Here is a 24,820-nt window from a genome sequence, read left to right on the forward strand (position 1 = left end):
TCTCCTCCCCAGGAGAACCCTTGTGACGGCTAGAGCGCCCTATTGCGGGTCAGGCACGTAGGTGCCGAGCCGGTGGTGCAGGGCGTTGATCTTCGCGAGCTCGTCGCGATCCTCGGTTCCGCGGGCATGGCTTTCCAGCGCGCGGCGCAGCAGCTTCATATCGGCGGTGGACAGCAGGGCCCTGGCGCGGGACGGTTCGGTCTTCGGAGTGTCGGTGTCGCTCATATGGTCTCTCCCTGCTCCTTCGCGAAAGGAAGGCGGCTGTGATGAGGAAGCTATTGGCGGGGCTGGATGGTTCCCGCAAGGCCGGTTTTGAGCGAACCGGCGTTGCGGGAACCGCGACCCGAGGGCTCGGCGGGAGGGATAAGCTCGTCGGCACCCGGACATTTGCGACGCCTAGGCAGCGGCGACCTGGTTCCCACCATTGCGGTCACGCGGCGGCAAACTGGTTCATCGTGTTGTCCTTGCCGCCCGCCTTGAGAGCGGCTTCGCCGGCGAAGTACTCCTTGTGATCGTCCCCGATGTCGGAGCCGGCCATGTTCTGGTGCTTCACGCAGGCGATACCCTGGCGGATTTCCTCGCGCTGAATATTCTTGACGTAGCCGAGCATCGCCTGCTCGCCGAAATATTCGCGGGCGAGATTGTCGGTGCTGAGCGCCGCGGTGTGATATGTCGGCAATGTGATGAGGTGGTGGAAGATGCCGGCGCGCTTCGCCGCATCGGCCTGGAACGTGCGGATCTTCTCATCGGCCTCGGCGGCAAGATCGGTGCCGTCGTAATCGACGCTCATCAGCTTGTCGCGATCATAGGAAGAGACATCCTTGCCGGCTTCTTCCCACGTATCAAAGACTTGCTGACGGAAGTTGAGGGTCCAGTTGAAGCTCGGCGAATTGTTGTAGACGAGCTTCGCGTTGGGCACCGTTTCGCGGATCTTGTCGACCATCTGGGCGATCTGCTCGACATGCGGTTTTTCGGTCTCAATCCACAGCAGGTCCGCGCCGTTCTGGAGCGAGGTGATACAATCGAGGACGACCCGGTCGACGCCGGTGCCGGCACGGAACTGGTAGAGGTTCGAAGGCAGGCGCTTGGGCGCCATCAGCTTGCCGTCGCGGCTGATGAAGACCTGACCATTGTTGATATTGGCAGGATCGACTTCGTCCGCGTCGAGGAAGGCGTTGTACTGGTCGCCCAAATCGCCCGGCTCCTTCGAATAGGCAATCTGTTTGGTCAGGCCGGCGCCGAGCGAGTCGGTGCGCGCGACGATGATGCCGTCTTCGACGCCCAGTTCGAGGAAAGCGTGCCGGATGGCGCGGATCTTCTGCAGGAAATCCTCATGCGGAACGGTGACCTTACCGTCCTGGTGGCCGCACTGTTTTTCGTCCGAAACCTGGTTCTCGATCTGAAGCGCGCAGGCGCCCGCCTCGATCATCTTCTTGGCCAGGAGATAGGTCGCCTCGGCATTGCCGAAGCCTGCATCGATATCGGCGATGATCGGAACGACATGCGTATCGTAATTGTCGATTGCGGTCTGGATGCGCTTGGCTTCGACTTCGTCACCACCCTCCCGTGCGGCGTCTAGATCGCGGAACATCATGCCAAGTTCGCGTGCATCAGCCTGTTTGAGGAAGGTATATATCTCCTCGATCAGCGCGGGCACGCTCGTTTTCTCGTGCATCGATTGATCGGGCAGGGGGCCGAATTCGCTGCGGAGGGCGGCAACCATCCAGCCGGAGAGGTATAGGTAGCGGCGCTTGGTGCTGCCGAAGTGCTTCTTGATCGCGATCAGTTTCTGCTGCGCGATGAAGCCGTGCCAGCAACCGAGCGACTGCGTGTATTGCGCGGGATCGGCGTCGTAGGCGTCCATGTCCTCGCGCATGATCTTCGCGGTATATTTCGCGATGTCGAGGCCGGTGGGAAAGCGGTTCTGGATCGCCATGCGGGCGCTCGCTTCGGCATCGATCGCCTTCCAGGGCGCGCCGTTCTGATCGATCGCGTTTCGCATCTGACCGATGATGTCGTGGTAGGTCATTGGGTTCTCCTAAGAATGGGGATGGGGAGGGGATGACCCCGCGATGCCATGTGCCGGCACGGCGCGACAGGAAAAGTTACAAACTTTCTTGTCTGTATGGCCGTTCTCGCGGCTGCGCTTGTGTAATCATGTAAAGAAGTTTACAGAACCGGTGCATGAAGGATACCGCGCTTCTCGCCGGCCCGTCGCTGCGCCGCCTGCGCAAACGCGAAGGGCTAACCCAGGCAGCCATGGCTGCCTCTCTCGGTATCTCTCCGAGCTATCTCAACCTTATCGAACGCAACCAGCGCCCGCTTTCCGCCCGAGTGCTGGTCCAGGTGATCGAGCGTTACGATTACGACCCGCGCGAGCTGCGCGAGGACGAGGCGATCGGCGGGGTTGGTGGTCTAGCGCGGCGAATGGCGGACAAGCGTTTCGCCGATCTCGCAATCGACCGCGAAGAGATTGAGGAGTTCCTCGCCGCCGCGCCGCAGGCCGCGGCGGCCTTCGCGCGGCTTTACGACCAGTCAGATCCCGCCGCGCGCCGCGGCGAAGACCCGGTCGGCGAGGCGCGCGCGGCGGCCGAACGCTGGCAGAACCACTTCCCCGACCTCGACCATGACGCCGAGAACCTTGCCGACGAAGTGAGGCTATCGCGCGGAGATATCGGCGCCGGCCTGATCGAGAGGTTGCGCGAAAAGCATCGCCTTACCGTGCGCGTCCTGCCGGCCGAAGTCGTCCCCGGGCTGGTCCACAGGCTCGACCTTCATGCCCGCCAGTTGCAACTCTCCGAAATGCTCGGCGGCGCCGCTCGCCGTTTCCAGATCGCGCGCCAGATCGCCAGCCTCGAACAGCGCGAGGCGATCGCGACCATAGTCGAGGGCGCGAAGCTGGGCTCCTCCGAAGCGCGCGAACACTTCCGCGAGCATGTGACCGATTATGCCGCTGCCGCTCTGCTGATGCCCTATCGCCGCTTCCTGCGTGCCTGCGAACAGACGGGCTACGACTTGCCCGTCCTCTCGCGCCGTTTCGCCGTAAGTTTCGACCAGCTCGCGCAGCGGCTCACCACCCTGCAGCGGGTCGGCGAGCGCGGCCTGCCATTCTTCAGCGCCCGTTTTGGACGCACTGGCCGCATGGTTCATTTCAGCGCCGGTGCGAGCGGCGCGGTCTATCCGCTCGACGGGGCGCGCTGGCCGGCCTGGGCGCCCTATGCCGCGTTCGAAAGCCGCGGCACGATGCTAACGCAAGCGGTGATCTTCGGCGAGGGTGAGGCGGCCCCAAGGCACTGGCTGACGATCGCACGCACGATCGAGGTTGATGGCGCCGCCTGTTCGGCGCGGCGGGCCATCGTGCTGGGATTGGAGGCGCGCTTCGCCGGCGAGCTTGCCCAGGCGCGCGGCATCTCGCTCGACCCGCAGGACGCGGTGCCGCTGGGCGTCGGCTGTCCGCGCTGCGGCCGGGCGGATTGTCTGACCCCGGCATCGGCACGGCTTGCGCCCACGGACTGACCCATACCGCGCGCGAGAAAAGTTGTCGGACGCGGGAACCCGCCCAAGCCATCTGCACTTATGGCTCGATCGGGCAAGGATGCCCCATTCTCGAAAGGGATCGAACCATGAGCGACGAACGCATTACGCAGCATACCGACGCGCAGGGGAATACGCACACCACCCACACCATTGAGAAGGGCAGTTCGGGTGGCGGTACGGCGAAATGGGCATTTCTGCTTATCCTCGTCGTCGCGCTGGGCGTTGGCGGCTACCTGTTGACGCAGACCAACAATGCCGAGATCGCGCGCGACAACGCCATCGCCGACGCGGCAAACGACGTGGGAGAGGCTGCCGGGCAGGTCGGCGGTGCGGCGGAGAATGCCGCCGACGCGGTCGCGCCTGAGTAAAGGCGCCGTTAAACATCGTTGATGGCCTTCGCCGCGGCCGCGCGGGTGCCTTGTAAAGTTTACCGACACTTAAACTGTGGCCGCTAGGGCGGTGCCTGCAACCTTTATTTTGCGAGCACCGCCCAGGCCATGATAAGGCTGTTCAAACATTACATACCCCACGCCGTGCTGCTGCTCGGCCTGCTCGATTTCGCCCTTCTGGTGGTGGCGAGCGAGATGGCCTGGCAATTGCGCGCCGCTCAGATCGGGATGGAGCCCGGTCCCGTGAGCGGGCGCTGGCTGTCGCTCGTAGGAATCGCCGGTGTCGTCTGGCTCGCCATGATCGCGGTCGGGGTCTACGGGCCTTACGCGCTGCGCAGCCTTCGTTTTGCCGGGGCGCGATTGCTGGTCGCGATCAGCCTCGGCATCATCGCACTGGCGACCATCGACTGGATATTGCCGGGCCAGACCTTCTGGCGCTCCACTCTGCTCTACGCGATGGGGCTGGCGATCTTCGTCCTGGTTGCCGACCGCCTGCTCCTCAACAGTTTCCTCGGCTCCAGCGCCTTTCGCCGGCGGGTCATGGTGCTTGGTGCGGGCGACCGGGCGCAGCGGCTGCGCAGGCTTGGCGATCGACCCGAATCGGGCTTTGCAATTGTCTCCTACATCGCAATGGGCGAACCCGAGCGCACAGTCGAGGAGGCGATCCCGCGCGAGGCGATCCACGATCTTGGCCGTTTCGTCGAAAATCTGGGTGTCAGCGAGGTCGTCCTCGCCCTTCAAGAAAGGCGCAACTCGCTGCCTTTACAGGACCTCTTGCGGATCAAGACAAAGGGCGTCCACGTCAACGATTTTTCCAGTTTCCTCGAGCGCGAGACGGGCCGCGTCGATCTCGATACGGTCAATCCGAGCTGGCTGATCTTTTCCGACGGCTTTTCGAGCTCGCGCATGTTCTCGGGCGTGGTTAAACGGCTGTTCGACATCGTCGCCAGTCTCACGCTGTTGATACTGACCGCGCCGATCATCGCGCTGTTCGCCGTCCTCGTGAAACTCGACAGCGCCGGTCCCGCCTTCTTCCGACAGCGCCGCGTCGGACTGTTCGGCCAGGATTTCGAACTGGTCAAATTGCGCTCGATGCGTGTCGACGCCGAGAAGGACGGTGCGAAATGGGCCGAAACCAATGATACGCGCATCACCCGCATCGGCCGACTCATCCGCAAGGTGCGGATCGACGAACTGCCGCAAACTTGGAGCGTGCTGAAGGGGGAAATGAGCTTCGTCGGTCCGCGTCCCGAAGTGCCGCAATTCGTCGATCAGCTGCAGGATCAAATCCCATTCTATCAGGAACGGCACATGGTGAAGCCGGGAATTACCGGCTGGGCACAAATCAATTTCCCCTACGGCGCCTCGACCCAGGACAGCCGCAAGAAGCTCGAATACGATCTCTATTACGCTAAGAACTACACGCCGTTTCTCGACCTTGTGATCCTGCTGCAGACCCTGCGGGTTATCCTGTGGCCTGAAGGGGCGCGGTGATGATGGAGCTGACAAATTTCGGCGGTTCGCTGGCGCTTTTTTGTTACGGAACGGGCGCGGTGCTGTGTGCGGGCGCGGCCTTGTGGATCGCGCGCTATGGCGACCGCATGCGGCCCGATCGCACCGCGGCGCTTGTCGCGCTGGCAGCGACGCTGGTCTGGTGCAGCGTCTCGATCGGGGCGGGTGCAGGTTCGGCCTTGGTTGGGATGGCGGCGACCGCGCGCAACCTCGCCCTGATCGCACTCGTCTTTCGCCTCTTCGCAGCCGACGGACGCGATGAAAGCCTGAAGCCCATAAGGCCCGTCATCATTACGGTTGCGCTGGTGCAACTGTTCCAACCGATCCTCCTTTTCATCGAAGCGCAAAGCGTCGCCTTCCCCGAACTCGTGCAGCTTACCCGCGAGGTTTCGCGTCTGCTCAATATGCTGGTCGCGATCGGTATGCTGATGCTGCTGCATAACCTTTATGCCGGCGCCGCGGCGGTCTCGCGCCGGATCATCATGTGGAGCGCGATCGGCTTGGCGGTGCTGTTCGCCTTCGAGCTCAACCTCTACACCATCGCCTATCTCGCGGCGGGTGAGCCCGCCGTGCTTCAGGTTCTCAACGGCTTTGTCGCCGGCGGGACGGCGGTGCTCTTCGCCATCGGCGCGAATTCGCGCAGCGCCGATCTTCATTTCCGCCCATCGCGCACGGTGACTTTCCAATCCCTCTCGCTTGTGGTCATCGGCAGCTACCTCGCACTGGTGGTCCTGATTACCCGCAGTCTCGAACTGCTCGGATCGGACATTGCGCGCGCGGGCCAGATCGTCGTCGTCGTCCTAGCCGCCGCCGCCGCTTTCCTTTGGTTACCTTCGCGGCGGATACGCAGCTGGCTGCGCGTGACAGCAACCAAGCACTTTTTCCAGCATCGCTACGAGTATCGAGAAGAATGGCTGCGCTTCACCCGGACGATCGGCGAGGCTTCCCCGGATAATGCGAGCTTTCACGAGCGGGCGGTCAAGGCGGTGGCCGACATCACCGACAGTCCGGCGGGTCTGCTACTGATGCCCGACGAAGAGGCGCAGCTGGTGCTGACCGCGCGCTGGAACTGGCCGACTCTGGAAGTGCCCGCCGTCGCAAGTGCCTATGCGCTTGCAGGACTGCTCGAGGAACACCACCATATCGTCGATCTCGACGAGGTGCGTGCGGGGATCGATCATCACGGCGAAACCGCGCATGTGCCGCAATGGCTGGGAGAGGCAGGCGATGCTTGGGCGCTGGTGCCGCTTGTTCATTTCGATCGGTTGGTGGGCGCCATCGTGCTCGCCCGTCCGCGGATTGAACGGCGGCTCGATTGGGAGGATTTCGATCTGCTGAAAGTCGTGGGCCAGCAGCTGGCGAGCTATCTCGCCGAACAGGCCGGACAGCAGGCGCTGATGGATGCGAACCGGTTCGACGAATTTAACCGGCGCATGGCGTTCGTCATGCACGACATCAAAAATCTCGCAAGTCAGCTCTCCTTGCTCTCCGCCAACGCGCAAAAGCATGCCGACAATCCCGATTTCCGGGCCGACATGTTGATTACCCTGCGAAAGTCGTCGGAGAAGCTGAACGCGCTGCTCGATCGCCTCGGACGCTACGGTGGGGCGCCGGCCCAGGATGTTGGCGAAGTCGATCTCACTGCACTGGCTGGCAGGGTGGAGGAGCGTTTCGCCGGGATCCATCCGGTGCGCGCGACGGGACGCGCACCGGTACGCGTGCTGGGCGATGCCGAAGCGCTCGAACAGGCGATCACCCATCTCGTCCAGAACGCGGTGGATGCAAGCGAGAAGGCGGTGCCGGTCATGCTGGATATCGGCAGCGACGGGCTCTACGGCCGCTTCGACATCATCGATGCGGGCACCGGCATGTCGCCCGAATTCGTGCGCGCCGGCCTCTTCAAACCTTTCGTCTCCTCCAAGACTAGCGGCTTCGGGATCGGCGCGTTCGAAGCGCGCGAGATGATCAGGGCGATGGGCGGACGCCTCGCGGTCGAAAGCCGCGAGGGGGTCGGCACGCGCTTTACGATCAATCTGCCGATACCCGATGCTGCTCGGCTTGCCGCAGATCGCCACGAGTCCAGCAGTAAAGAGGTCGCATGATGGCTGACAAGAAACCGACATTGCTTGTCGTCGAGGACGACGAGGGCCTCCAGGCGCAGCTCAAATGGGCGTATGAAGATTTCGAGGTGGTGATCGCTGGCGACCGCGACAGCGCGATCGCCACGCTACGCAGCGAAGCCCCCGCGGTGGTAACGCTTGATCTCGGCCTGCCGCCCGATCCCGATGGGACGCGTGAAGGCTTCGCCGTGCTCGATGCGATCATGGAACTGAAGCCCGACACGAAGGTGATCGTTGCGAGCGGGCACGGCGCCCGCGAAAGCGCGCTGCAAGCGATCGAGCGCGGCGCCTACGACTTCTATCAGAAGCCGGTCGATATCGACGCGCTGGGGCTGATCGTGCGCCGCGCTTTCAATCTTCACCAGATTGAAAGCGAGAACCGCCGCCTGCTGGCGCATGCGAGCGAGGACAAGACCGTGCTGGGCCGGCTGATCACCGGCGCGCCGGAGATGGTCAAGGTCGCGCGCACCATCGAGCGCGTGGCATCGACCAATGTTAGCGTCATGCTGCTGGGCGCGAGCGGGACCGGCAAGGAGTTGCTGGCGCGCGGTCTGCACGAAACGAGCAACCGGGTGGATCGGCCTTTCGTCGCGATCAATTGCGCGGCGATCCCTGAAAACCTTCTCGAAAGCGAGTTGTTCGGCCATGAGAAGGGCGCTTTTACCGGCGCCGTCAAGACGACCGAGGGTAAGATCGAGAGCGCCAATGGCGGCACGCTCTTCCTCGACGAGGTCGGCGACATCCCGCTCCCGCTCCAGGTCAAGCTTTTGCGCTTCCTTCAGGAACGCACGATCGAGCGCATCGGCGGGCGCAAGACGATCGCGGTCGACACCCGCATCGCCTGCGCCACGCATCAGAACCTCGAAGCGATGATCGCGAACGGCACCTTCCGCGAGGATCTGTTCTATCGCCTCGCCGAAATCGTCGTGCGCATTCCGGGCCTTGCCGAGAGGCACGGCGATGCGGTGTTGCTGGCTAAGGCTTTCCTCAAGCGGTTTGCAGCCGAGATGAACCCGGCCGTGACAGGTTTTGCCCCCGACGCGCTCGCCGCGATCGACGCGCATGACTGGCCGGGAAATGTGCGCGAGCTCGAAAACCGGGTGAAGCGCGCGGTCATCATGGCGGACGGCAAGCTGGTGGCCGCGACCGATCTTGATTTTGGCGACGAGGACGAGGAAAGCGGTGACGTGCTCAATTTGAAAACCGCGCGCGAACAATCGGATCGCCGGGTCATTCGCCACGCGCTTGCTCGCAGCGAGGGAAATATCTCCGGCACCGCGAGGCTGCTAGGGATCAGCCGTCCGACGCTCTACGACCTGCTTAAGCAATACGACCTGCATGCATGACGGGCGCTTCCAACGTGCTGGCATAATCGCCGCTGCGTTGGCGCTGGCGGGCTGCGGCGCAGGGGAAACACCCGAGAGGCCCATCACGCCGGAGGGCGGCGCAGCTTTCGCCGAACGACTTGAAACCGCGCGCATTGCGATGCGCGAGGGCGATCTTGTCCAAGCAGGCCGACTTTACGACGAGGCGTTCGCGCTCGAACCGAGCAATCCGGCCCTATGGGTCGACATCGCCCGGCTGCGCTATCGCGGGGGCGAGCACTTCGGCGCGATAGAGACGGCCGAACGCGCGCTGGCGCTTGATGGAACTTTCGCGCCTGCGCTGCTCTTGCGCGGCCAGATGGTGCGCGATGCGCATGGACCGGCCGACGCGCTCGCTTGGTTCGAAGCTGCGCTCGAAATCGACCCCGGTAATCCCGACATACACGCCGAATATGCCGCGACCCTGGGTGAACTCGGTCGCTACACGGACATGCTGCACGCGGTGCGCACGTTGGCGCGCGTCGCGCCCGATCACCCGCAGGTTCATTACCTCCAGGCGGTGCTGGCGGCTCGGGCGCAGGATCCGGTGCTGGCGCGCACCCTCCTTTCCCAGAGCGGGCTTGCCGAAGCGGGGGTTCCGGCGGCGATGCTGCTCGATGCGCTTATCCACATGCAGCAGGGCACGCATGACACCGCTGCCGATATTCTCGAAACGCTCGCAGCGCGCCAGCCGGCCAATAATCGCATTGCGGAATTGCTGGCGAAAGCCTGGTGGATGGGAGGACGCGACCGCGCCGTGGTCGAGCGGTTCGAAGAAGTGGCGCGCGACGACGCGGCTTCGCCTTATCTCGCCATGCTGGTGGGGAGAAGTCTGGAGCGACTGGGCGAACGAGACCGCGCCATCCCCTTCATCGAGCGGGCGCGAAGGCGAGCGGGCGTCGGACCCATCTCTCTACCGTCGTCCGAAGACATGCCCGCAATGACCCGCGACCTGCGCTATCGTCTGGCACTAGGCGATGGCGCGGCGGGCGCAGCGATCCTCGGCGAATTTCCCCAATCGGCAGACGCCCATATGCTGGCCGGCGATGCGGCCTTCATTGAGGGAGATACTCTCCGCGCCATCGATCTTTATCAGACCGCTGCACAGGTGCGCCGTCCCTGGGCATTGACGCGCAAGCTTGTCGCAGCATACCGCGCAGCCGGTGCCGACCGCGCAGCTGACGCGCTTCTCCTGCGACATGCAGCCGCCGAGCCGCAGAATGGAGATGCGCTGATAATGTTGGCCCGGCGGAGCTTGTTGGCCGAAGACTGGCTGCGCGCCGACCTGTTACTGAGCCGAGCCGCGCAACTTGGCATAGGCACCGATCCGGCAATACTCGATCTACGTGCGCAGGCCGCGCGCGGGCTGGGCTATGACGAGGCGGCGCGGCAATTCGATCAGGCGCGCATGCATCTCGCGCCGCGGCTGCTCGCGCCGCTCTAGGTTTCCCCGACCCGGCCTCGACAGCCCGTGCAAAGGCAGGCAGGGGCGGTGGCCCGTCATGCGCCGTCACCTTTCCTTGTTCGCCGATCCGATGATCGCGGTGCTCATCCTGGCGACCGCGCTGGCAATCCTGCTTCCGGCGAGCGGCGATGCGCGGCCAGCGGCGCAGGGTGTTTCGAATGCCGCGATCTTCGTGCTGTTCCTGGTCAACGGTATGCGTATCGCGCGCGGCGAAATCGCGCGGGGCCTCGCCAATTGGCGCTTCTTCCTGCCGCTATTCGCATGGGTCTTCGGAGCGATGCCGCTGATCGGTCTCGGCCTCTCCGGCCTTGCTGCCGGGTTCGTCCCGCCGCTGGTGGCGCTGGGCTTCGTCTTCCTCGGCACGCTGCCGTCGACGGTACAGTCCGCGACCTCCTATACCAGCCTTGCCGGCGGCAATGTCGCGCTCTCCGTCGTCGGAGCCGCGCTTATCAACATGGCGGGCGTGTTCGTCACCGCGCCGTTATTCGCAAGTCTCGCCGGCAGCGCGTCGGTCGATATCGGCAGCGATGCCATCATCCGCATCGGGCTCATTTTGGTGCTGCCTTTCGTCATCGGACAGGCGGTGCAGGGCTGGACCCTACGCTGGCTTCGAGAGCGCAAGGGCGAGGTCGCCTGGCTCGACCGGCTGGTTATCGGCATCGCGGTTTATGTCGCATTCTCGGGTGCGGTGGAACAGGGGCTTGGCGCGATGTTCTCGGCTGCGGGCTGGGCAGCACTGATCGGGTTGGTACTTATCTATCTGGTCGCGGCGACGGGCGGAGCCTGGATTACAGGCGGCGTCCTCGGACTGGTACGGCAGGATCGCATCTCCTTCCTGTTCGCCGGCGCACAAAAGAGCGTTGCCATCGGCGCGCCGCTCGCCGCGATCCTGTTCGCACCCGAGGTTGCCGGCTTCGTCATCGCGCCGCTGCTGCTCTATCACCTCATTCAGCTGATGATCGCCGCCCCGCTGGCGGCGCTGCTTGCGGACCGACAGCGCGCGGGTCAGGACTTGGGCTGATAGGTCTGATCCTCACCGGGGAAAGTGCGCTCGCGCACCTCGCTCGCATAGGTTGCGACCGTCTTCTCGATCGTCGACGCGATATCCTCGTATTTCTTGACGAAGCGCGGCACCCGCTCGAACATGCCGAGCATGTCTTCGGTCACCAGCACCTGCCCGTCGCAGCGATTGGACGCGCCGATGCCGATCGTCGGGCAGGACACAGCCCCGGTCGCCTCGATCGCGATAGGCTCGACCACGCCCTCAATGACTATTGCAAAAGCGCCGGCTTCATCGAGGGCCTTCGCATCGGAGACGATCTTGTCCGCCTCCGCATCGGAACGCCCGCGCGCCGCGTAGCCGCCCAGAACATTGACCGCCTGCGGGGTCAAACCGACATGTCCCATCACAGGGATGCCGCGGCGGGAAAGGAACGCGACCGTTTCGGCCATCGCTTCTCCGCCTTCGAGTTTGACCCCGGCCGCGCCGGTTTGCTTGAGCAGGAAAGCGGCATTTTCGAATGCGAGTTCCTTCGAGGCTTCGTAGGAGCCGAAAGGCATGTCGATCACCACCACCGAATGATAGCTCCCGCGCACCACCGCAGCGCCGTGATTGGCCATCATTTCGAGGGTCACGGGAATGGTCGAGGGCAGGCCGTAGATCACCTGACCCAGCGAATCGCCGACCAGGAGCAGGTCGCAATGCGCATCGAGCAATTGCGCTTGGCGCGCCGTATAGGCGGTCAGCATCACCAGCGGCTCTTTCGTCTCCCCGTCCACCTTGCGCGCGCGAATGTGCGGCACGGTGAGGCGCTTCATCGGTGAAGGTGTGGGATTGGCTCTGCTGGTGCTCGTATCGAGCTCGAATGTGGTCGACATGGCCGCCACATCTAGCTCCCCGCCCGCAGCTTGGCAAAGCTGCCTCTTGGCGCGGGCGGCGAGATATTGCAGATAGGCGGGCCAAGGGAAAAAGCGCGTCCGCACCGGGCGCGGCACAGGGATAACTTCATCACATGGCAGCATCCACCGGTACGACCCCGCGCGAGGGCTGGTCCTCGCGCAGCGCCTTCATTCTCGCGGCGATCGGCGCGGCTGTTGGGCTCGGCAATGTCTGGCGCTTTCCAACGCTTGCGGGCGAGAATGGCGGAGGGGCCTTCGTGCTGGTCTATGTCGCCTTCGTCTTCCTGCTGGGTCTGCCGCTGGTCATTTCCGAGATTTTCCTCGGCCGCACCGGACAGGACGACGCGGTCGGCTCGATCCGCAAGGTGGCGCAGCGCTCGGGCGTGTCGGAAGCCTGGTCGGGCTTCGGCATCATGGGGGTAGTCGCCGCGTTCCTGATTGTCTCCTTCTACTCGGTCGTGGCGGGCTGGGTGCTCTATTATGTCGGCGTCATGGGCGCGGACTTTGTGGGCGCGCTGGCGGCGGGCGATCCGCTGCGCGGCGCTTTGCCGGGTGAGAGCCAGGAGGCGATCCAGGGGCGCATGGGCGACCTTTTCGCCGATCCGATGCTGCTCCTTGCCATGCATTTCGCCTTCATGGGGGTCACCTTGTATATCGTCGCGCGCGGGATCGGCTCGGGGATCGAAGCGGCGGCGACGGTGCTCATGCCGATGTTCTTCGTGCTGCTCATCGGGATCACGATCTACGGCGCCTTTGCCGGCGACATGGGCGAAGCGCTCGCGTTTCTGTTCACCCCCGACTTTTCCAAACTCACCTCGCAATCGCTCAACACCGCGCTCGGCCAGGCGCTCTTTTCGTTGTCGCTGGGGGTCGCGGGCCTCATCACCTATGGTTCCTATATCAAGGGTTCGGATGGGCTCGGGTCGACCTCACTCACCATCGCTTTCGCCGATACGGGCGTCGCTCTGATCGCGGGGATGATGATCTTCCCGATCGTCTTCGCGGTCGGCCTCGATCCGGCGGCGGGGCCGACGCTCGTTTTTCAGACGCTGCCGTTCGCCTTTCAGACCATGCCGGCGGGTTCGCTGATCGGCCTTTTGTTCTTCGTCCTGATCCTCGTCGCGGCGGTGACGAGTTCGATTTCGCTTCTCGAAGTGCCGACCGCTTGGGGCATCGGCGAAATGGGCTGGAGCCGCACGACCTCCGCGCTGATTTTCGGCGGGTCGGCGTTCCTGGTCGGGATCGCATGCCTCTTGGGCTACAACGTTTGGGCCGATGTGCGCCCGCTGGGTTTCTGGGACCTGTTCGCCGACACCGATATTCTCGATACGATCGACGGGTTTACCGGCAAGGTGATGCTGCCGCTGGGCGCTTTCTTCACGGCGATCTTCGTCGGCTGGCGAGCCGATCGGCGGCTGGTTCAGGAGATGACCGGACTGTCGGGCTCATGGCTCGCCCTATGGCGCTTCCTCATCGCTTGGCTGTGCCCCCTCGCGGTCGGGTTGATCCTCGTCACCGGACTGTTCCCCGCGATCCTCGGCAGTTGATATGAGAAGGGCCGCCCCGACGGGGACGGCCCTTTTCGTAATTCGGTTTGGGAATTAAAGCGGCACGTTGTCGACGTGCTCTTTCTCAGCTTCGTCGATGACGGTCATGCCGAGCGCCATCTTGGCCGTCGTCAAAAGACCGAGATCGCCGCTCCAGATTTCCGCATCGCCCAGATCCATGCGCAGGAACAGGATGTCGGGATCGTCCTTGCCGCCATCATACCAGGCTTCGACGAAATTGTTCCAGAACTGGTCGAAGCGCGCGCGGCTGGTCTCGCGGGTCAGCGCGCCGTTGAAGCGCGCATACATGTTGTGCCCCTTGCCCTGGAAGGTGGCGGTGGCGTTGCCGAGCGCGGCGAAATCGCTGTGCGTATGGGTGAAGAACCAGATCGAGCTGTTGGCGTCCTTGTCGAGCTGCGGGCTCATCGGCACGGCGGTGCCTGGACGGCCGTCGAGTTGCAGGAACAGGAAGGGCGAGGAGTCGAGAGCCTTCCAGAATTCGGTCTTGAGTTCGTCGGCTTTGCCTGGGCTGGTGCGCATTGAATATCTCCTTTGCCAATACAATGAGTGGCATGGGCGGGCGTTCCGGCGACAGCTGAAGGAGGCGGGAGAAAGGGCGCGAGAAACCCGTTGCACCATCGCTGGAAAGATGGAACATAATAGGAACAAGCGGGACTTTTGCGAGTCTCGTTAACGCATTCCTATGACCACACCTTCTTCCCCTCACGGCGCGAAAGCGCTGCGCGAACCCGATCCAGTCGGGCGCCGCGAACACGCACCCGTTCCGCAACTTTCGGCGCAGGAGATCGCCGCCTTGTCCAAGGCGCGCGAGGCGCGATGGCGTCCGGGCCTCGCCGACGGGCCGCTCCACAGCGAAATCTTCGCCGATACGCGCGATGGCAGCGGGGTGGGACTGGCTTTGGCACTGGCGCGCGATGCACTTGAGGTGACGGCCGCACAGCGCGCTCTCGATCCGCTGGCCGAGGGAGAGGACCGGCGGCAGGTCCTATGGGTGCAGGACAGGCGCGCAGTGCAGCTGACCGGCCGTCCCTACGTTCATGGCCTACCACCGGATCTGCGCGAGCGGATCGTCCATGTCGAGGCGGCAAGCCCCCAAGATATGCTGTTCGCGCTCGAGGAAGGGCTCAAATGCCGCGATCTCGCCTGCGTCATCGGCGAGATCACGGGCAATCCGCGCGCGCTCGATTTTACCGCGTCCCGCCGGCTCAGCCTGACTGCGGAACGCCATGGCGTTGCCCTGTGGCTGGTGCGGCTCGAGGCGGACGCGGACCTCTCTTCGGCGCGCATGCGCTGGCGTGCGCGCCCCGCGCCCTCCATCGCGCGCCGCTGGAACGCGCAGGCGCCGGGCGATGCAAGCTGGCAGGCCGAGCTGTTCCGCGCGCGCACTCACGCGCCGGGAGAGTGGACGCTGTATGACAAGGGCGGAAAACTCGCCGTAACCCCGCCGGCAATCGCTTCCGGACAGGATTTGCATCGATCGTCTCCGCGTGCCTTGGGCCGGACGCGCGCATGTGGACAGATGGTTGGAACCGCACTGGCTCTCGCTGCTTTCGAAACGCCGCCATTGCGACCAGCCACCCCGGCGGGTGTCAACGGCTGAGAGCGATGGAGCAGCTTTCCCGCCGCATCCTTGCGATCTGGTGCGCGCGCCTGTCTATCGACCGCTGGAAGATGTCGCTCGGCAGCGACCAGGCGGCGCCGAAGGGCGAAGACGCGCTGCCCACCGTCCTCATTACCGAGACCGCGCATGGTCCACGGATCGAGGCGGCCAACGATGCCGGGCTCGATGTCGGGGCGCGCACGGGCATGATGTTGGCCGATGCGCGCGTCCTGTGCCCGCAGATCCGGACCGCACCCGCCGATCCAGCCGGCGATCTCGCCTTTCTTGAGCGCCTGGCCGTATGGGCGCGGCGATGGGGTCCGTGGAGCGCGCTCGACCCGCCTGACGGATTGCTCGTGGACATCACCGCGGTCTCTCACCTGTTCGGCGGCGAAGCGCGGCTTCTCGCCGATGTCGAAGCTGCCTTTGCCGCGCGCGAACTCGTCGTCAGGACTGCGATCGCGCCGACCGCCGGGGCGGCCTGGGCGCTCGCGCATTACGGAACGCGCAGCAGGGCTATCCTCGAACCCACGCCTCGGGGCCGGGACATGATGCGTGTCCTCGCAGATCTCCCGGTCGCGGCGCTGCGGCTCGACGAGGATGTGCTGACCGTGCTCAAGCGCCTGGGTTTAAAGCGGCTCAGCGACCTTACCGATATCGCTTCGGGTAGCGTCGACCGGCGAGAGGCGGCGGCCCGCGATTCGCTTCAGCGCCGGTTTCGCAACCGCAAATCGCCTGCCGCCAACCCGCTCATCCGTCTCGACCAGTTGCTCGGCCGCGTGCCCGAACCGCTGCTGCCGGTGGTCCCGATCGAAATGCCGCTGGTGCAGCGCCGCCTGCTCGAACCCTTGCGCCACCGCGCTCTGCTCGACCGGGTTCTGGCCGATCTTGCCGCCGACATGACCCGCGCGCTCGAGGCGCGGGGAGAGGGCGCGCGGCGGCTCGAACTGGGAATGTGGCGGGTCGACGGCGAGGTCATCACTCGCCAGCTCGAGCTTGCCGCCGCCACGCGCGAGGCGGACCATATCACGCGGCTGTTCGCTGACAGGCTGGACGATGTCGATGCAGGTTTCGGGATCGAGACCGTGCGGCTGCGCGCGAGTTGGGCAGAACCGCTCGCCGCCCAGCAGGGCGACGTCGAGGCGGCCGCGGAACGGCACGGCACCTCGCTTGTCGCCTGTATCGACCGGCTGAGTGTGCGGCTTGGCGAAGGGGCGGTGCGGCGTCCTGTGCCGTATGCAAGTCATCTGCCCGAACGCGCTCAAAGCTGGATGCCGCCGCTCGCCAATCGCGGCGGCAGCGCGCTCGCCGTCGAACCCTGCGAAAGGCCGTTCAAACTGCTCGATCGGGCGGAGCGGATTGCTGTGCTCTATGCCAGTCCCGACGGCTTTCCCCAGCGGTTTCGCTGGCGCGGCGGGGTGCACGACGTGGTGCGCGTCGAGGGGCCGGAGCGGATCGCGCCCGAATGGTGGCGCGAGCGCTCGAACGTGCGCCTGCGCGACTATTACCGGATCGAGGATGAGCGCGGGGGCCGCTACTGGATCTATCGCCACGGCATATCCGGCGATGGCCGGGGCGGGGTGCCCGAGTGGTTCCTACAGGGATTGTGCGCCTGACAGGCTCCACGATCCGAGTTGAGCCGGGTTCGTCCATCATTGGGCTGGGTCTCGGCCGCAATTGATGCGGCACACAGCGGATTCCTGCAGGCACCAAAAGGGTTCTGGCAATCGCCGAAGGGGTTCGACCAAACGCCGAACCCCCTCTTCGATCCTATCAATCTTCCGGCGCCACCAGCAGCCGGTTATTGAGCGGCTGGATCGAACGCGCCGTCATGCCAAGCTGCGCTTCCATCGCCGCGATCTGTTCGGCGCTGGCTTCGACCGTATCTTCGACCACGTGCCAGTTCACGTTCTCGCTGCATGGCGGCGTCGTCAGCGAACCCATGTAGCGCCAGACCTCCAGTTCGTCCGGAACCATCGAGCCCATGTCGATCGAGATGCTCGACCCATCGCCCGAAGGAATAGCGTCGATGATGGTCTGGAGCCCTTCGTTGGCATCGCCTTCCTCGAACATCACGCCGAGGACGCCGAGCGTACCATCGCGGGTCGCGTGGACGAAATGCGCGGTAAGCGGATAACGCTCGCCATTGATTGCGTGTTCGGACGGGGTGTGAAAGTGAACCTGGATTAGGTTGAACAGCCGGTCGCCCGAAATCATGCCCTGGCCCATCGGCGCATCGACCTGTACCTTGTACTGGCCGAGGCGCAGGGTGCCGTCGGTCATTCCATAGTCGGCCGCGAGCTTCACCTCACCCAATGCATTCGCTTCGCCAAGGTCGATGGGGGATTGCATCGCACCCGCATCGCAGCTGCCATAGTCCTGACCGACCTGGGACCAGTTTTCAGGCCGTTCGCCATCGGTGTATCGCCAATCCTGTGCGCCGACGGACACCGCGGCGAGGGCAAAGACACTGGCTGCAAGAGATGTAATGTACTTCATATTAGCTCCCTTCGCGGGGGAGCTGATTTTTGCCCCCCTGAATTTGACAAGCGGCACCTAGCCGCAGGCTGCGTCCGACATCGCGAGCGGAATGCTCGCCAGAGGGGCCCGGTCCGCAAGGAAATAATGTTTCATGCGTAACTAGGTTCCCCACGCATGCGTTTTTTACGATTGGAATCCTGCAAATGCGAACATATATAGAACGACGAATTTGCCATGGCTCAAACGCTTCGCTCCCAAACTCTTCGAGATAAACTCGAAATTCTAGCCGATGCGGCGAAATACGATGCGTCGTGCGCGTCGTCGGGAACCGCCAAGAAGAATTCGCTCGGCGGAAAAGGCGTCGGCTCGACCGAAGGGATGGGCATCTGTCACGCCTATGCGCCCGATGGCCGGTGCATTTCGCTATTGAAGGTGCTGCTGACCAATCACTGCATTTTCGACTGCCATTATTGCGTCAACCGCAAGAGCTCGAATGTGCGCCGCGCGCGTTTCACGCCGCAGGAAGTCGCCGACCTCACGTTAAGTTTCTACAAGCGCAATTATATCGAGGGGCTGTTCCTGTCCTCGGGCATTGTCAAAAGCTCGAACCACACGATGGAGCAGATGGTCGAGGCGGCGCGGATCCTGCGCGAAGAGCACGATTTTCGCGGCTACATTCATTTGAAGACCATTCCCGAAGCCGATCCCGAACTGATTCACCAGGCTGGACTTTATGCCGACCGGGTCTCGATCAATGTCGAATTGCCCACGCGCGAAGGATTGACCCGGCTCGCGCCCGACAAGAACGAGACGCAGATCGAAGGCGCGCTCGCAAAGACGAAGTCGCGCATCATCGAAGCGGAAGACGAAAGAAAGCGCTTCCGCCATGCGCCGCGCTTCGCGCCGGCCGGTCAATCCACGCAGATGATTGTCGGCGCGGACAAAGCGAGCGACAGCGACATCGTTTCGCGGGCCAGCTCGCTCTATGACAATTTCGGCCTGCGCCGCGTCTATTATAGCGCCTTTTCGCCTATCCCCGATGCGTCTGCAGTGCTCCCCCTGAAGCGCCCGCCGCTGATGCGCGAACATCGGCTTTATCAGTCCGATTGGCTGATGCGGTTCTATGGTTTCGCGCCCGGCGAAGTTGCGCAGGCGACCGAAAAAGACGGCAATTTGCCGCTCGATATCGATCCCAAGCTCGCCTGGGCTTTGAAGTTTCGCGAGTATTTTCCGGTTGATGTCAACCGCGCAAGCAAGGAGCAATTGTTGCGGGTGCCGGGGCTGGGCACGACGGCGGTTGCGCGCATCCTCAAGGCGCGGCGGCATCGGACCCTGCGTCTGGATGATATAGCCCTGTTGACCCAGTCGATCGCCAAGGTGCGTCCGTTTCTAACTACCTTCGACTGGCGCCCAACTCACCTGACCGACCGTGCCGATCTGCGCGCGCTGCTCGCACCGCGTCAGGAGCAGCTGGAACTGTTCTGATGGTGAAACTTCGATGACCGCGGTTCAGAATGTTTCTTTCGGACAGCATTACACCGTCCGCCTGCCCGCACCGGACGATTTCGCGTTCTGGCGCGAGCGGGCGCGTCAATTGGTGCGATGCGACGTTCCGCCCGACCGGGTAAGCTGGGTCGAGCCGGGTGGCACGGGGGACCTGTTCGCGCAGGAAGCGCCGGCCGGGGGCGACAAGCGTCTGCCGTTGCCCGATGAAAGCGCGCCGCATCCGCGCGCCAGCAAGCGTTTCCTGACAGTGGCGGCAAACGCCGCCCTGCACAGCGATCCGCAGCGCTTTGCCCTGCTTTACCGCACGTTGTGGCGGCTGCAATCGAGCCCCAAATTGATGGAAGACGGCGCCGATCTTGACGTGCGCCGGATCGAGGAACTTGCCAAGGAGGTGCGCCGCGACAGCCACAAGATGCATGCCTTCGTCCGTTTTCGCGAAGTCGAGGACGCGCAAGGGTCGGAGCATTTCGTCGCCTGGTTCGAGCCTGATCATCACATCGTGCGCGCCAATGCCGGCTTCTTCATGCGCCGCTTTGCCAACATGAACTGGTCGATCCTTACCCCATGCGGTTGTATTCATTGGGATGGCGAGACGATGCGTGAAAGCGGTCCCGCAAAACGCAGCGACGCGCCACAGGGCGATCCGGTCGAGGATCTATGGAAGTCCTATTACGCATCCATTTTCAATCCTGCGCGTTTGAAGGTTGGGGCGATGCTCTCCGAGATGCCCAAGAAATACTGGAAAAATATGCCCGAGGCCGAGCTCATCCCCGATCTCATCGCCGGGGCGCAGGCAAGGGAAGCGAATATGGTCGATGCGGGCGCGCTGGAATTCGAAGACAAGCCGGAAACGCTGGACGCGATCGGCACTGCGATCGAAAGGTGCCGCAAATGCCCGATTGGCGAGCTCGAAAACCGCGCCGTCATGGGCGAGGGGCCGCGCCGTGCGCCTCTGATGATCGTCGGCGAACAGCCCGGCGATCAGGAGGACCAGGGCGGTCGCCCGTTCATCGGACCGGCTGGCCAGCTGCTCGACGAATATCTCGAACGCACCGGGATCGACCGCTCGGAAACCTATGTCACCAACGCGGTCAAGCATTTCAAATATGTCCAGCGCGGCAAGCGCCGCATCCACCAATCGCCCGGCGCAAAAGAGATCGACACCTGCCGCTGGTGGCTCGAGGCCGAGCGCGACATCGTCAAGCCGCGCGTTATCCTGGCGCTGGGCGCAAGCGCGGCGCGCAGCCTGATCGGCAAGACGGTCAGCATCTCCAAGGTGCGCGGCGAACCGATTGCGCTTGAGGGCGGGGCGGAACTGTGGGTGACGGCGCACCCCTCCTATCTTCTGCGGCTCGATGGCGATGCGCGCGACAAACAGGCGGCGATGTTCGCGGCCGACCTGGCGGCGGTGCGGGAGCGGTTGGAAGAGATGGAAGATGTGTCGTGACAATGGCACTATTTTCTCGTCACCCCTGCCTGCGCAGGGATGACGGCGGACTGATGCCTGCACGTCATGCCCGACGCACCGCTCACGCCCGATAAACGCACACTCGAAGTCGATCCCGACCTGATCGACGCACCGCCGCGCGCGCCTTTTGTCGAGCTGGGTCTCGTCAGTTGTTTCAGTTTCCTGCGCGGCGCTTCGGATGCGGTCGATCTTGCCCTGACGGCGCGCTCACTCGGCTACGATGCGATTGGGATAGCCGATGCGAACTCCTTTGCAGGCGTGGTTCGGATCCACACCGAGGCGACGACGCTCAAGCTCAAACCCGTGATCGGCTGCCGGATCGAGACGGTCGAGGGTCTCGCCTTCCTCGCCTATCCGAAAGACCGCGCCGCCTATGGCCGCCTCTCGCGTCTCATCAGCGCGGGGCGCATGCAGACGCTTTCGGGCGAATGGCAGGAGAAGGGTGTGTGCGAGATCGACCTCGCCATGCTGGCGGCGCATTCAAAAGACGTGCAGCTAATCCTTTTGCCACCGGAAGATTTGGCGGCAGAGTTCACGATCCGAGTTCCTAGTAACGTCGTGCCGTTTCCGGTTTCGCGCAGAGAGCGCAGAGGAAGCAGAGACACAGAGATCGAGTGCGTGTCGGAGGCACCTTTATCGCCCTCAAGCCGACCGCCTGACGAACTGTTGCATGAGGAAGGCGGCTCCGCCGCAAGCGCAACTTCTCCGCGTCTCTCTATTCCTCCGCGCTCTCTGCGCAAAACAATCGAGCGAACCGCTGGCTTCCCAGAAATCCTCCCTCACCTCACCCGCCAGTTCCCCACGCTTAATCACCTCGCCGCAAGCTACCTCTATCGCGGCGACGATATCGCCCGGATCGACCGGCTCGATGCGCTCGCGCAAGAACACGGCCTCACCCTGCTCGCGACCAACGACGTCCACTACCACGCGCCCGAACGCCGCCCGCTCCAGGACGTAATGACCGCGATCGCGCACAAGACCACCGTCGCCGAAGCGGGGCACATGCTGCATGCCAATGCTGAAAGGCATCTCAAATCGCCGCAGGAAATGGTGCACCTGTTCGCTCGCTGGCCGCACGCGATCGAGGCCGCGCGGGCAGTCTCCGACAATTGCGATTTCAGCCTCGAGGAACTCGCCTACGAATATCCCGAAGAGATCTATCCCGACGGGATGGATGCGCAGGATTATCTCGAAAGCGAGACCTGGAAGGGCGCGGACTGGCGCTATCCGGCGGGCGTCCCTGATTACGTGCGCGAGACCCTGAAAAAGGAACTGGCGCTGATCGGCAAGATGAAGCTGGCGCGCTATTTCCTCACGATCAAGGATATCGTCGATTTCGCCCGGAACGAGGTCGACCCCCCGATCCTGTGCCAGGGCAGGGGCAGCGCGGCCAATTCAGCAGTGTGTTATTGCCTTGGCATTACGTCCGTCGATCCGGCCAAACATGCGCTGTTGTTCGACCGCTTCATCTCCGAGGACCGCAAGGAACCGCCCGATATCGACGTCGATTTCGAGCATGAGCGGCGCGAGGAGGTGATCCAGTATCTCTACCGTAAATATGGCCGCCACCGCGCCGGGTTGACCGCGACCGTCATCCATTACCGCCCGCGAATGGCGATCCGCGAAGTGGGCAAAGCGATGGGCCTGTCCGAAGACGTCACCGCCAGCCTTGCCAAGACCGTATGGGGCGGATGGGGCCGCGAGATCAGCGAGAAACACGCCGCGGAAACCGGCATGGACGTGACCGATCCGCATTTGAAACGGGTTCTGAAACTGACCGAACAGATGATCGGCATGCCGCGCCACCTCTCGCAGCACGTGGGCGGCTTTATCCTGACGCAAGGCGCGCTGAGCGAAACGGTGCCGATCGGCAACGGCGCCATGCCCGAACGCAGTTTCATCGAGTGGGATAAGGACGATATCGAGGCGCTCGGCATCCTCAAGGTCGATGTGCTGGCGCTGGGCATGCTGACCTGCATCAAGAAGTGCCTCGATCTGCTACGCGATCATCACGATCGCTCGCTAACTCTGGCAAGCGTCCCGCGCGAGGATCCGGAGACCTATGCGATGCTGCGTAAGGGGGATTCGCTCGGCGTCTTCCAGGTCGAAAGCCGCGCGCAAATGAACATGCTGCCGCGCCTGCGCCCGCGCGAATTCTACGACCTGGTGATTCAGGTGGCGATTGTGCGCCCCGGCCCAATCCAGGGCGATATGGTGCATCCCTATCTGAAGCGTCGGCGCGGGGCCGAACCGGTCGTCATTCCCAAACCCGCACCCGATCGGGGGCCGCCGGACGAACTGTCCAACATCCTCGAACGCACGCTCGGCGTGCCGATCTTTCAGGAGCAGGCGATGAAGATCGCGCTCGATGCGGCCAAGTTCAGCTCGAAGGAAGCAAACAGGTTGCGCAAAGCCATGGCGACCTTCCGCAGCCGTGGCATGGTAGACGAATTGCAGGACATGATGGTCGGTCGGATGGTGGAGCGCGGCTACGATCCAGATTTCGCGCATCGCTGTTTCAACCAGATCCGTGGCTTTGGTGAATATGGATTCCCGGAAAGCCACGCGGCGAGTTTTGCGCATCTGGTCTATGTCTCGAGCTGGCTGAAATGCCATTTTCCCGCCGCTTTCGGCTGCGCGCTGCTCAATTCGCAGCCGATGGGATTCTACGCGCCCGCGCAGATCGTGCGCGATGCTGTGGAGCATGGAGTGAAGGTGCTGCCGGCGGATGTGAACTGTTCGCAGTGGGATTGCACTTTGGAAGAGGATTTAAGTCATTCCGGCGCAAGCGGGAACCCAGTCGTCGGCGACGATAACTCCGTCCTGGGTCCCCGCTTTCGCGGGGATGACGAGGTTGAAGGGAGGACGGACAAGCACGTCGCCCTGCGCCTCGGCCTGCGCCAGATCGATGGCCTGCCAGAGCATGTGGCTGCGCAGCTAGTCGATGAGCGAGAAGCACACGGCCTCTACACCGATGTGCGCTCGTTGCGCGACAGGGCGAAGGTCCGGCCATCTCATGTCGAACTCCTCGCTTCCGCCGATGCCTTTGGCTCGATGGGGCTCACCCGCCGCCAGGCTCTCTGGGATGCGCGTAGCCTGGTTGCGGCGCCGGACCTGCCGCTGTTTCGTGCCGCAGCCGCGCGCGATGAGGGCGCTGAACGCAGCGCGGTGCAGCTTCCGCGAATGCCGCTATCCGAGGAGGTGGTGGCCGATTACCAGATCACGCGCCTCAGTCTGAAAGCGCATCCGATGGCGTTCCTGCGCGCCGACCTCGCCGAGCGCGGTTTCGTCAGGGCCAGCGATTTGCGCAGCCGCAAGTTTCGCTCGATGGTGCAGGTCGCGGGCGTCGTCCTGATCCGGCAGCGTCCGGGCAGCGCTAAGGGCGTGTGCTTCATCACGCTCGAGGACGAGACGGGCGTCATCAACCTTGTCGTCTGGCCCGATCTCAAGGAGAAGCAGCGCCGCGTGGTCATGGGGGCACGGCTGATGGAGGTGCGCGGACGCGTCGAATATGACGACGAGGTGATCCACGTCATCGCGCACCACATGACCGATGCGAGCGACAGCCTCTACGCGCTCTCCGACGACATGCTGAACGCACCTGTCGCGCGCGCGGACCACGTCAATTCGCCGCTGCCGGGACATCTGAGCGCGACCGCGCGCCCTAACCCGCGCGACGATCTGGTCGATGACCGCGCGATAGGGGATGCCGGAGCAATCCGTCCGCGCGACCTTATCGACGAGCTTCCCGATGCGAGCGGCGCGCCCAAGCGTGGACGGCGCAAGCTGCCCAACACGCAGGTTCATCCGCGAAATGTCAGGATACTTCCCAATTCCCGCGACTTTCACTGAGGATGGCGCCGCGCTCCAATCTCTTCAGCATAAATCGCAAGGTAGGCAAATTCAGGACC

The 24,820-nt window shown here is 63.6% G+C and carries 18 protein-coding genes; 13 read left to right on the forward strand and 5 right to left on the reverse strand.

The window, feature by feature from the left end:
* Window positions 1-39 precede the first annotated feature (39 nt).
* Both V2I30_RS05275 and V2I30_RS05280 read right to left on the reverse strand, forming a co-directional pair.
* A complete protein-coding gene (locus V2I30_RS05275) occupies window positions 40-225 on the reverse strand; it encodes a hypothetical protein (RefSeq protein ID WP_330661030.1) in 186 nt (61 codons plus the stop codon).
* 205 nt (window positions 226-430) lie between these two features.
* Window positions 431-2,029, reverse strand: coding sequence for an isocitrate lyase (locus V2I30_RS05280; RefSeq protein ID WP_330661031.1), 1,599 nt, complete (start codon window positions 2,027-2,029; stop codon window positions 431-433).
* A gap of 155 nt (window positions 2,030-2,184) precedes the next feature.
* Between V2I30_RS05280 and V2I30_RS05285 the strand changes: the two genes are divergently transcribed.
* The 7 genes from V2I30_RS05285 (at window position 2,185) to V2I30_RS05315 (ending at window position 11,408) form a co-directional block, all read left to right on the forward strand.
* Complete coding sequence (locus V2I30_RS05285; protein ID WP_330661032.1) at window positions 2,185-3,516, forward strand: helix-turn-helix domain-containing protein; 1,332 nt, start codon at window positions 2,185-2,187, stop codon at window positions 3,514-3,516.
* Between the two features lie 107 nt (window positions 3,517-3,623).
* A complete protein-coding gene (locus V2I30_RS05290; protein ID WP_330661033.1) occupies window positions 3,624-3,905 on the forward strand; it encodes a hypothetical protein in 282 nt (93 codons plus the stop codon).
* Between the two features lie 129 nt (window positions 3,906-4,034).
* Complete coding sequence (locus tag V2I30_RS05295; RefSeq protein WP_330661034.1) at window positions 4,035-5,420, forward strand: TIGR03013 family XrtA/PEP-CTERM system glycosyltransferase; 1,386 nt, start codon at window positions 4,035-4,037, stop codon at window positions 5,418-5,420.
* Window positions 5,420-7,540, forward strand: coding sequence for an XrtA/PEP-CTERM system histidine kinase PrsK (gene prsK / locus V2I30_RS05300; protein WP_330661035.1), 2,121 nt, complete (start codon window positions 5,420-5,422; stop codon window positions 7,538-7,540). The genes V2I30_RS05295 and prsK overlap by 1 nt, the downstream gene beginning before the upstream one ends.
* Entirely contained in the window at window positions 7,540-8,904 is a 1,365-nt protein-coding gene (gene prsR / locus V2I30_RS05305; protein ID WP_330661036.1) for a PEP-CTERM-box response regulator transcription factor, read from the forward strand. The genes prsK and prsR overlap by 1 nt, the downstream gene beginning before the upstream one ends.
* Window positions 8,897-10,366: a tetratricopeptide repeat protein gene (locus tag V2I30_RS05310; protein ID WP_330661037.1), complete on the forward strand. Its 1,470-nt coding sequence runs from the start codon at window positions 8,897-8,899 to the stop codon at window positions 10,364-10,366. Before prsR ends, V2I30_RS05310 begins: the two co-directional genes overlap by 8 nt.
* Window positions 10,367-10,424: 58 nt before the next feature.
* Window positions 10,425-11,408, forward strand: a complete 984-nt coding sequence (locus V2I30_RS05315; RefSeq protein WP_330661038.1) for a bile acid:sodium symporter family protein — start codon at window positions 10,425-10,427, stop codon at window positions 11,406-11,408.
* Here V2I30_RS05315 and panB read toward each other — a convergent pair.
* Window positions 11,393-12,265, reverse strand: coding sequence for a 3-methyl-2-oxobutanoate hydroxymethyltransferase (gene panB / locus V2I30_RS05320; protein ID WP_330661039.1), 873 nt, complete (start codon window positions 12,263-12,265; stop codon window positions 11,393-11,395). The two genes, V2I30_RS05315 and panB, sit on opposite strands and share 16 nt — an antisense overlap.
* A gap of 134 nt (window positions 12,266-12,399) precedes the next feature.
* Between panB and V2I30_RS05325 the strand changes: the two genes are divergently transcribed.
* Window positions 12,400-13,833: a sodium-dependent transporter gene (locus V2I30_RS05325; RefSeq protein WP_330661040.1), complete on the forward strand. Its 1,434-nt coding sequence runs from the start codon at window positions 12,400-12,402 to the stop codon at window positions 13,831-13,833.
* A 54-nt stretch (window positions 13,834-13,887) separates the two neighbouring features.
* On the opposite strand, the gene V2I30_RS05330 is transcribed toward V2I30_RS05325, so the two are convergent.
* Window positions 13,888-14,373 (reverse strand): pyridoxamine 5'-phosphate oxidase family protein, encoded by a 486-nt coding sequence (locus V2I30_RS05330; RefSeq protein WP_330661041.1) that lies wholly within the window; start codon window positions 14,371-14,373, stop codon window positions 13,888-13,890.
* Window positions 14,374-14,536: 163 nt separating this feature from the next.
* On the opposite strand from V2I30_RS05330, the gene V2I30_RS05335 reads away from it, so the two are divergent.
* Together V2I30_RS05335 and V2I30_RS05340 are read left to right on the forward strand one after the other, a co-directional pair.
* The gene (locus V2I30_RS05335) at window positions 14,537-15,454 is read left to right on the forward strand and encodes a recA-like protein (RefSeq protein WP_330661042.1); all 918 of its coding nucleotides are present in this window, start codon (window positions 14,537-14,539) and stop codon (window positions 15,452-15,454) included.
* A gap of 5 nt (window positions 15,455-15,459) precedes the next feature.
* Window positions 15,460-17,070 carry a Y-family DNA polymerase gene (locus V2I30_RS05340; protein WP_330661043.1) on the forward strand — a complete coding sequence of 537 codons (1,611 nt, stop codon included), beginning with the start codon at window positions 15,460-15,462 and terminating at the stop codon, window positions 17,068-17,070.
* Between the two features lie 157 nt (window positions 17,071-17,227).
* Here V2I30_RS05340 and V2I30_RS05345 read toward each other — a convergent pair whose 3' ends face one another.
* Window positions 17,228-17,953 (reverse strand): carbonic anhydrase, encoded by a 726-nt coding sequence (locus tag V2I30_RS05345; protein ID WP_330661044.1) that lies wholly within the window; start codon window positions 17,951-17,953, stop codon window positions 17,228-17,230.
* 216 nt (window positions 17,954-18,169) lie between these two features.
* On the opposite strand from V2I30_RS05345, the gene V2I30_RS05350 reads away from it, so the two are divergent.
* From V2I30_RS05350 to V2I30_RS05360, 3 genes are all read left to right on the forward strand, one after another.
* Window positions 18,170-19,420 carry a putative DNA modification/repair radical SAM protein gene (locus V2I30_RS05350; protein ID WP_330661045.1) on the forward strand — a complete coding sequence of 417 codons (1,251 nt, stop codon included), beginning with the start codon at window positions 18,170-18,172 and terminating at the stop codon, window positions 19,418-19,420.
* Between the two features lie 13 nt (window positions 19,421-19,433).
* Entirely contained in the window at window positions 19,434-20,888 is a 1,455-nt protein-coding gene (locus tag V2I30_RS05355; RefSeq protein WP_330661046.1) for a UdgX family uracil-DNA binding protein, read from the forward strand.
* Window positions 20,889-20,954: 66 nt separating this feature from the next.
* A complete protein-coding gene (locus V2I30_RS05360) occupies window positions 20,955-24,761 on the forward strand; it encodes an error-prone DNA polymerase (RefSeq protein ID WP_330661047.1) in 3,807 nt (1,268 codons plus the stop codon).
* Window positions 24,762-24,820: the final 59 nt, after the last annotated feature.

It is taken from the genome of Erythrobacter sp., from assembly GCF_036351135.1.
GTDB lineage: Bacteria > Pseudomonadota > Alphaproteobacteria > Sphingomonadales > Sphingomonadaceae > Erythrobacter.

Coding starts and splice junctions, on each gene's coding strand:
- V2I30_RS05275 (WP_330661030.1), bottom strand. CDS start 225: ATGAGCGACACCGACACTCCGAAGACCGAACCGTCCCGCGCCAGGGCC.
- V2I30_RS05280 (WP_330661031.1), bottom strand. CDS start 2,029: ATGACCTACCACGACATCATCGGTCAGATGCGAAACGCGATCGATCAG.
- V2I30_RS05285 (WP_330661032.1), top strand. CDS start 2,185: ATGAAGGATACCGCGCTTCTCGCCGGCCCGTCGCTGCGCCGCCTGCGC.
- V2I30_RS05290 (WP_330661033.1), top strand. CDS start 3,624: ATGAGCGACGAACGCATTACGCAGCATACCGACGCGCAGGGGAATACG.
- V2I30_RS05295 (WP_330661034.1), top strand. CDS start 4,035: ATGATAAGGCTGTTCAAACATTACATACCCCACGCCGTGCTGCTGCTC.
- prsK (WP_330661035.1), top strand. CDS start 5,420: ATGATGGAGCTGACAAATTTCGGCGGTTCGCTGGCGCTTTTTTGTTAC.
- prsR (WP_330661036.1), top strand. CDS start 7,540: ATGGCTGACAAGAAACCGACATTGCTTGTCGTCGAGGACGACGAGGGC.
- V2I30_RS05310 (WP_330661037.1), top strand. CDS start 8,897: ATGCATGACGGGCGCTTCCAACGTGCTGGCATAATCGCCGCTGCGTTG.
- V2I30_RS05315 (WP_330661038.1), top strand. CDS start 10,425: ATGCGCCGTCACCTTTCCTTGTTCGCCGATCCGATGATCGCGGTGCTC.
- panB (WP_330661039.1), bottom strand. CDS start 12,265: ATGTCGACCACATTCGAGCTCGATACGAGCACCAGCAGAGCCAATCCC.
- V2I30_RS05325 (WP_330661040.1), top strand. CDS start 12,400: ATGGCAGCATCCACCGGTACGACCCCGCGCGAGGGCTGGTCCTCGCGC.
- V2I30_RS05330 (WP_330661041.1), bottom strand. CDS start 14,373: ATGCGCACCAGCCCAGGCAAAGCCGACGAACTCAAGACCGAATTCTGG.
- V2I30_RS05335 (WP_330661042.1), top strand. CDS start 14,537: ATGACCACACCTTCTTCCCCTCACGGCGCGAAAGCGCTGCGCGAACCC.
- V2I30_RS05340 (WP_330661043.1), top strand. CDS start 15,460: ATGGAGCAGCTTTCCCGCCGCATCCTTGCGATCTGGTGCGCGCGCCTG.
- V2I30_RS05345 (WP_330661044.1), bottom strand. CDS start 17,953: ATGAAGTACATTACATCTCTTGCAGCCAGTGTCTTTGCCCTCGCCGCG.
- V2I30_RS05350 (WP_330661045.1), top strand. CDS start 18,170: ATGGCTCAAACGCTTCGCTCCCAAACTCTTCGAGATAAACTCGAAATT.
- V2I30_RS05355 (WP_330661046.1), top strand. CDS start 19,434: ATGACCGCGGTTCAGAATGTTTCTTTCGGACAGCATTACACCGTCCGC.
- V2I30_RS05360 (WP_330661047.1), top strand. CDS start 20,955: ATGCCCGACGCACCGCTCACGCCCGATAAACGCACACTCGAAGTCGAT.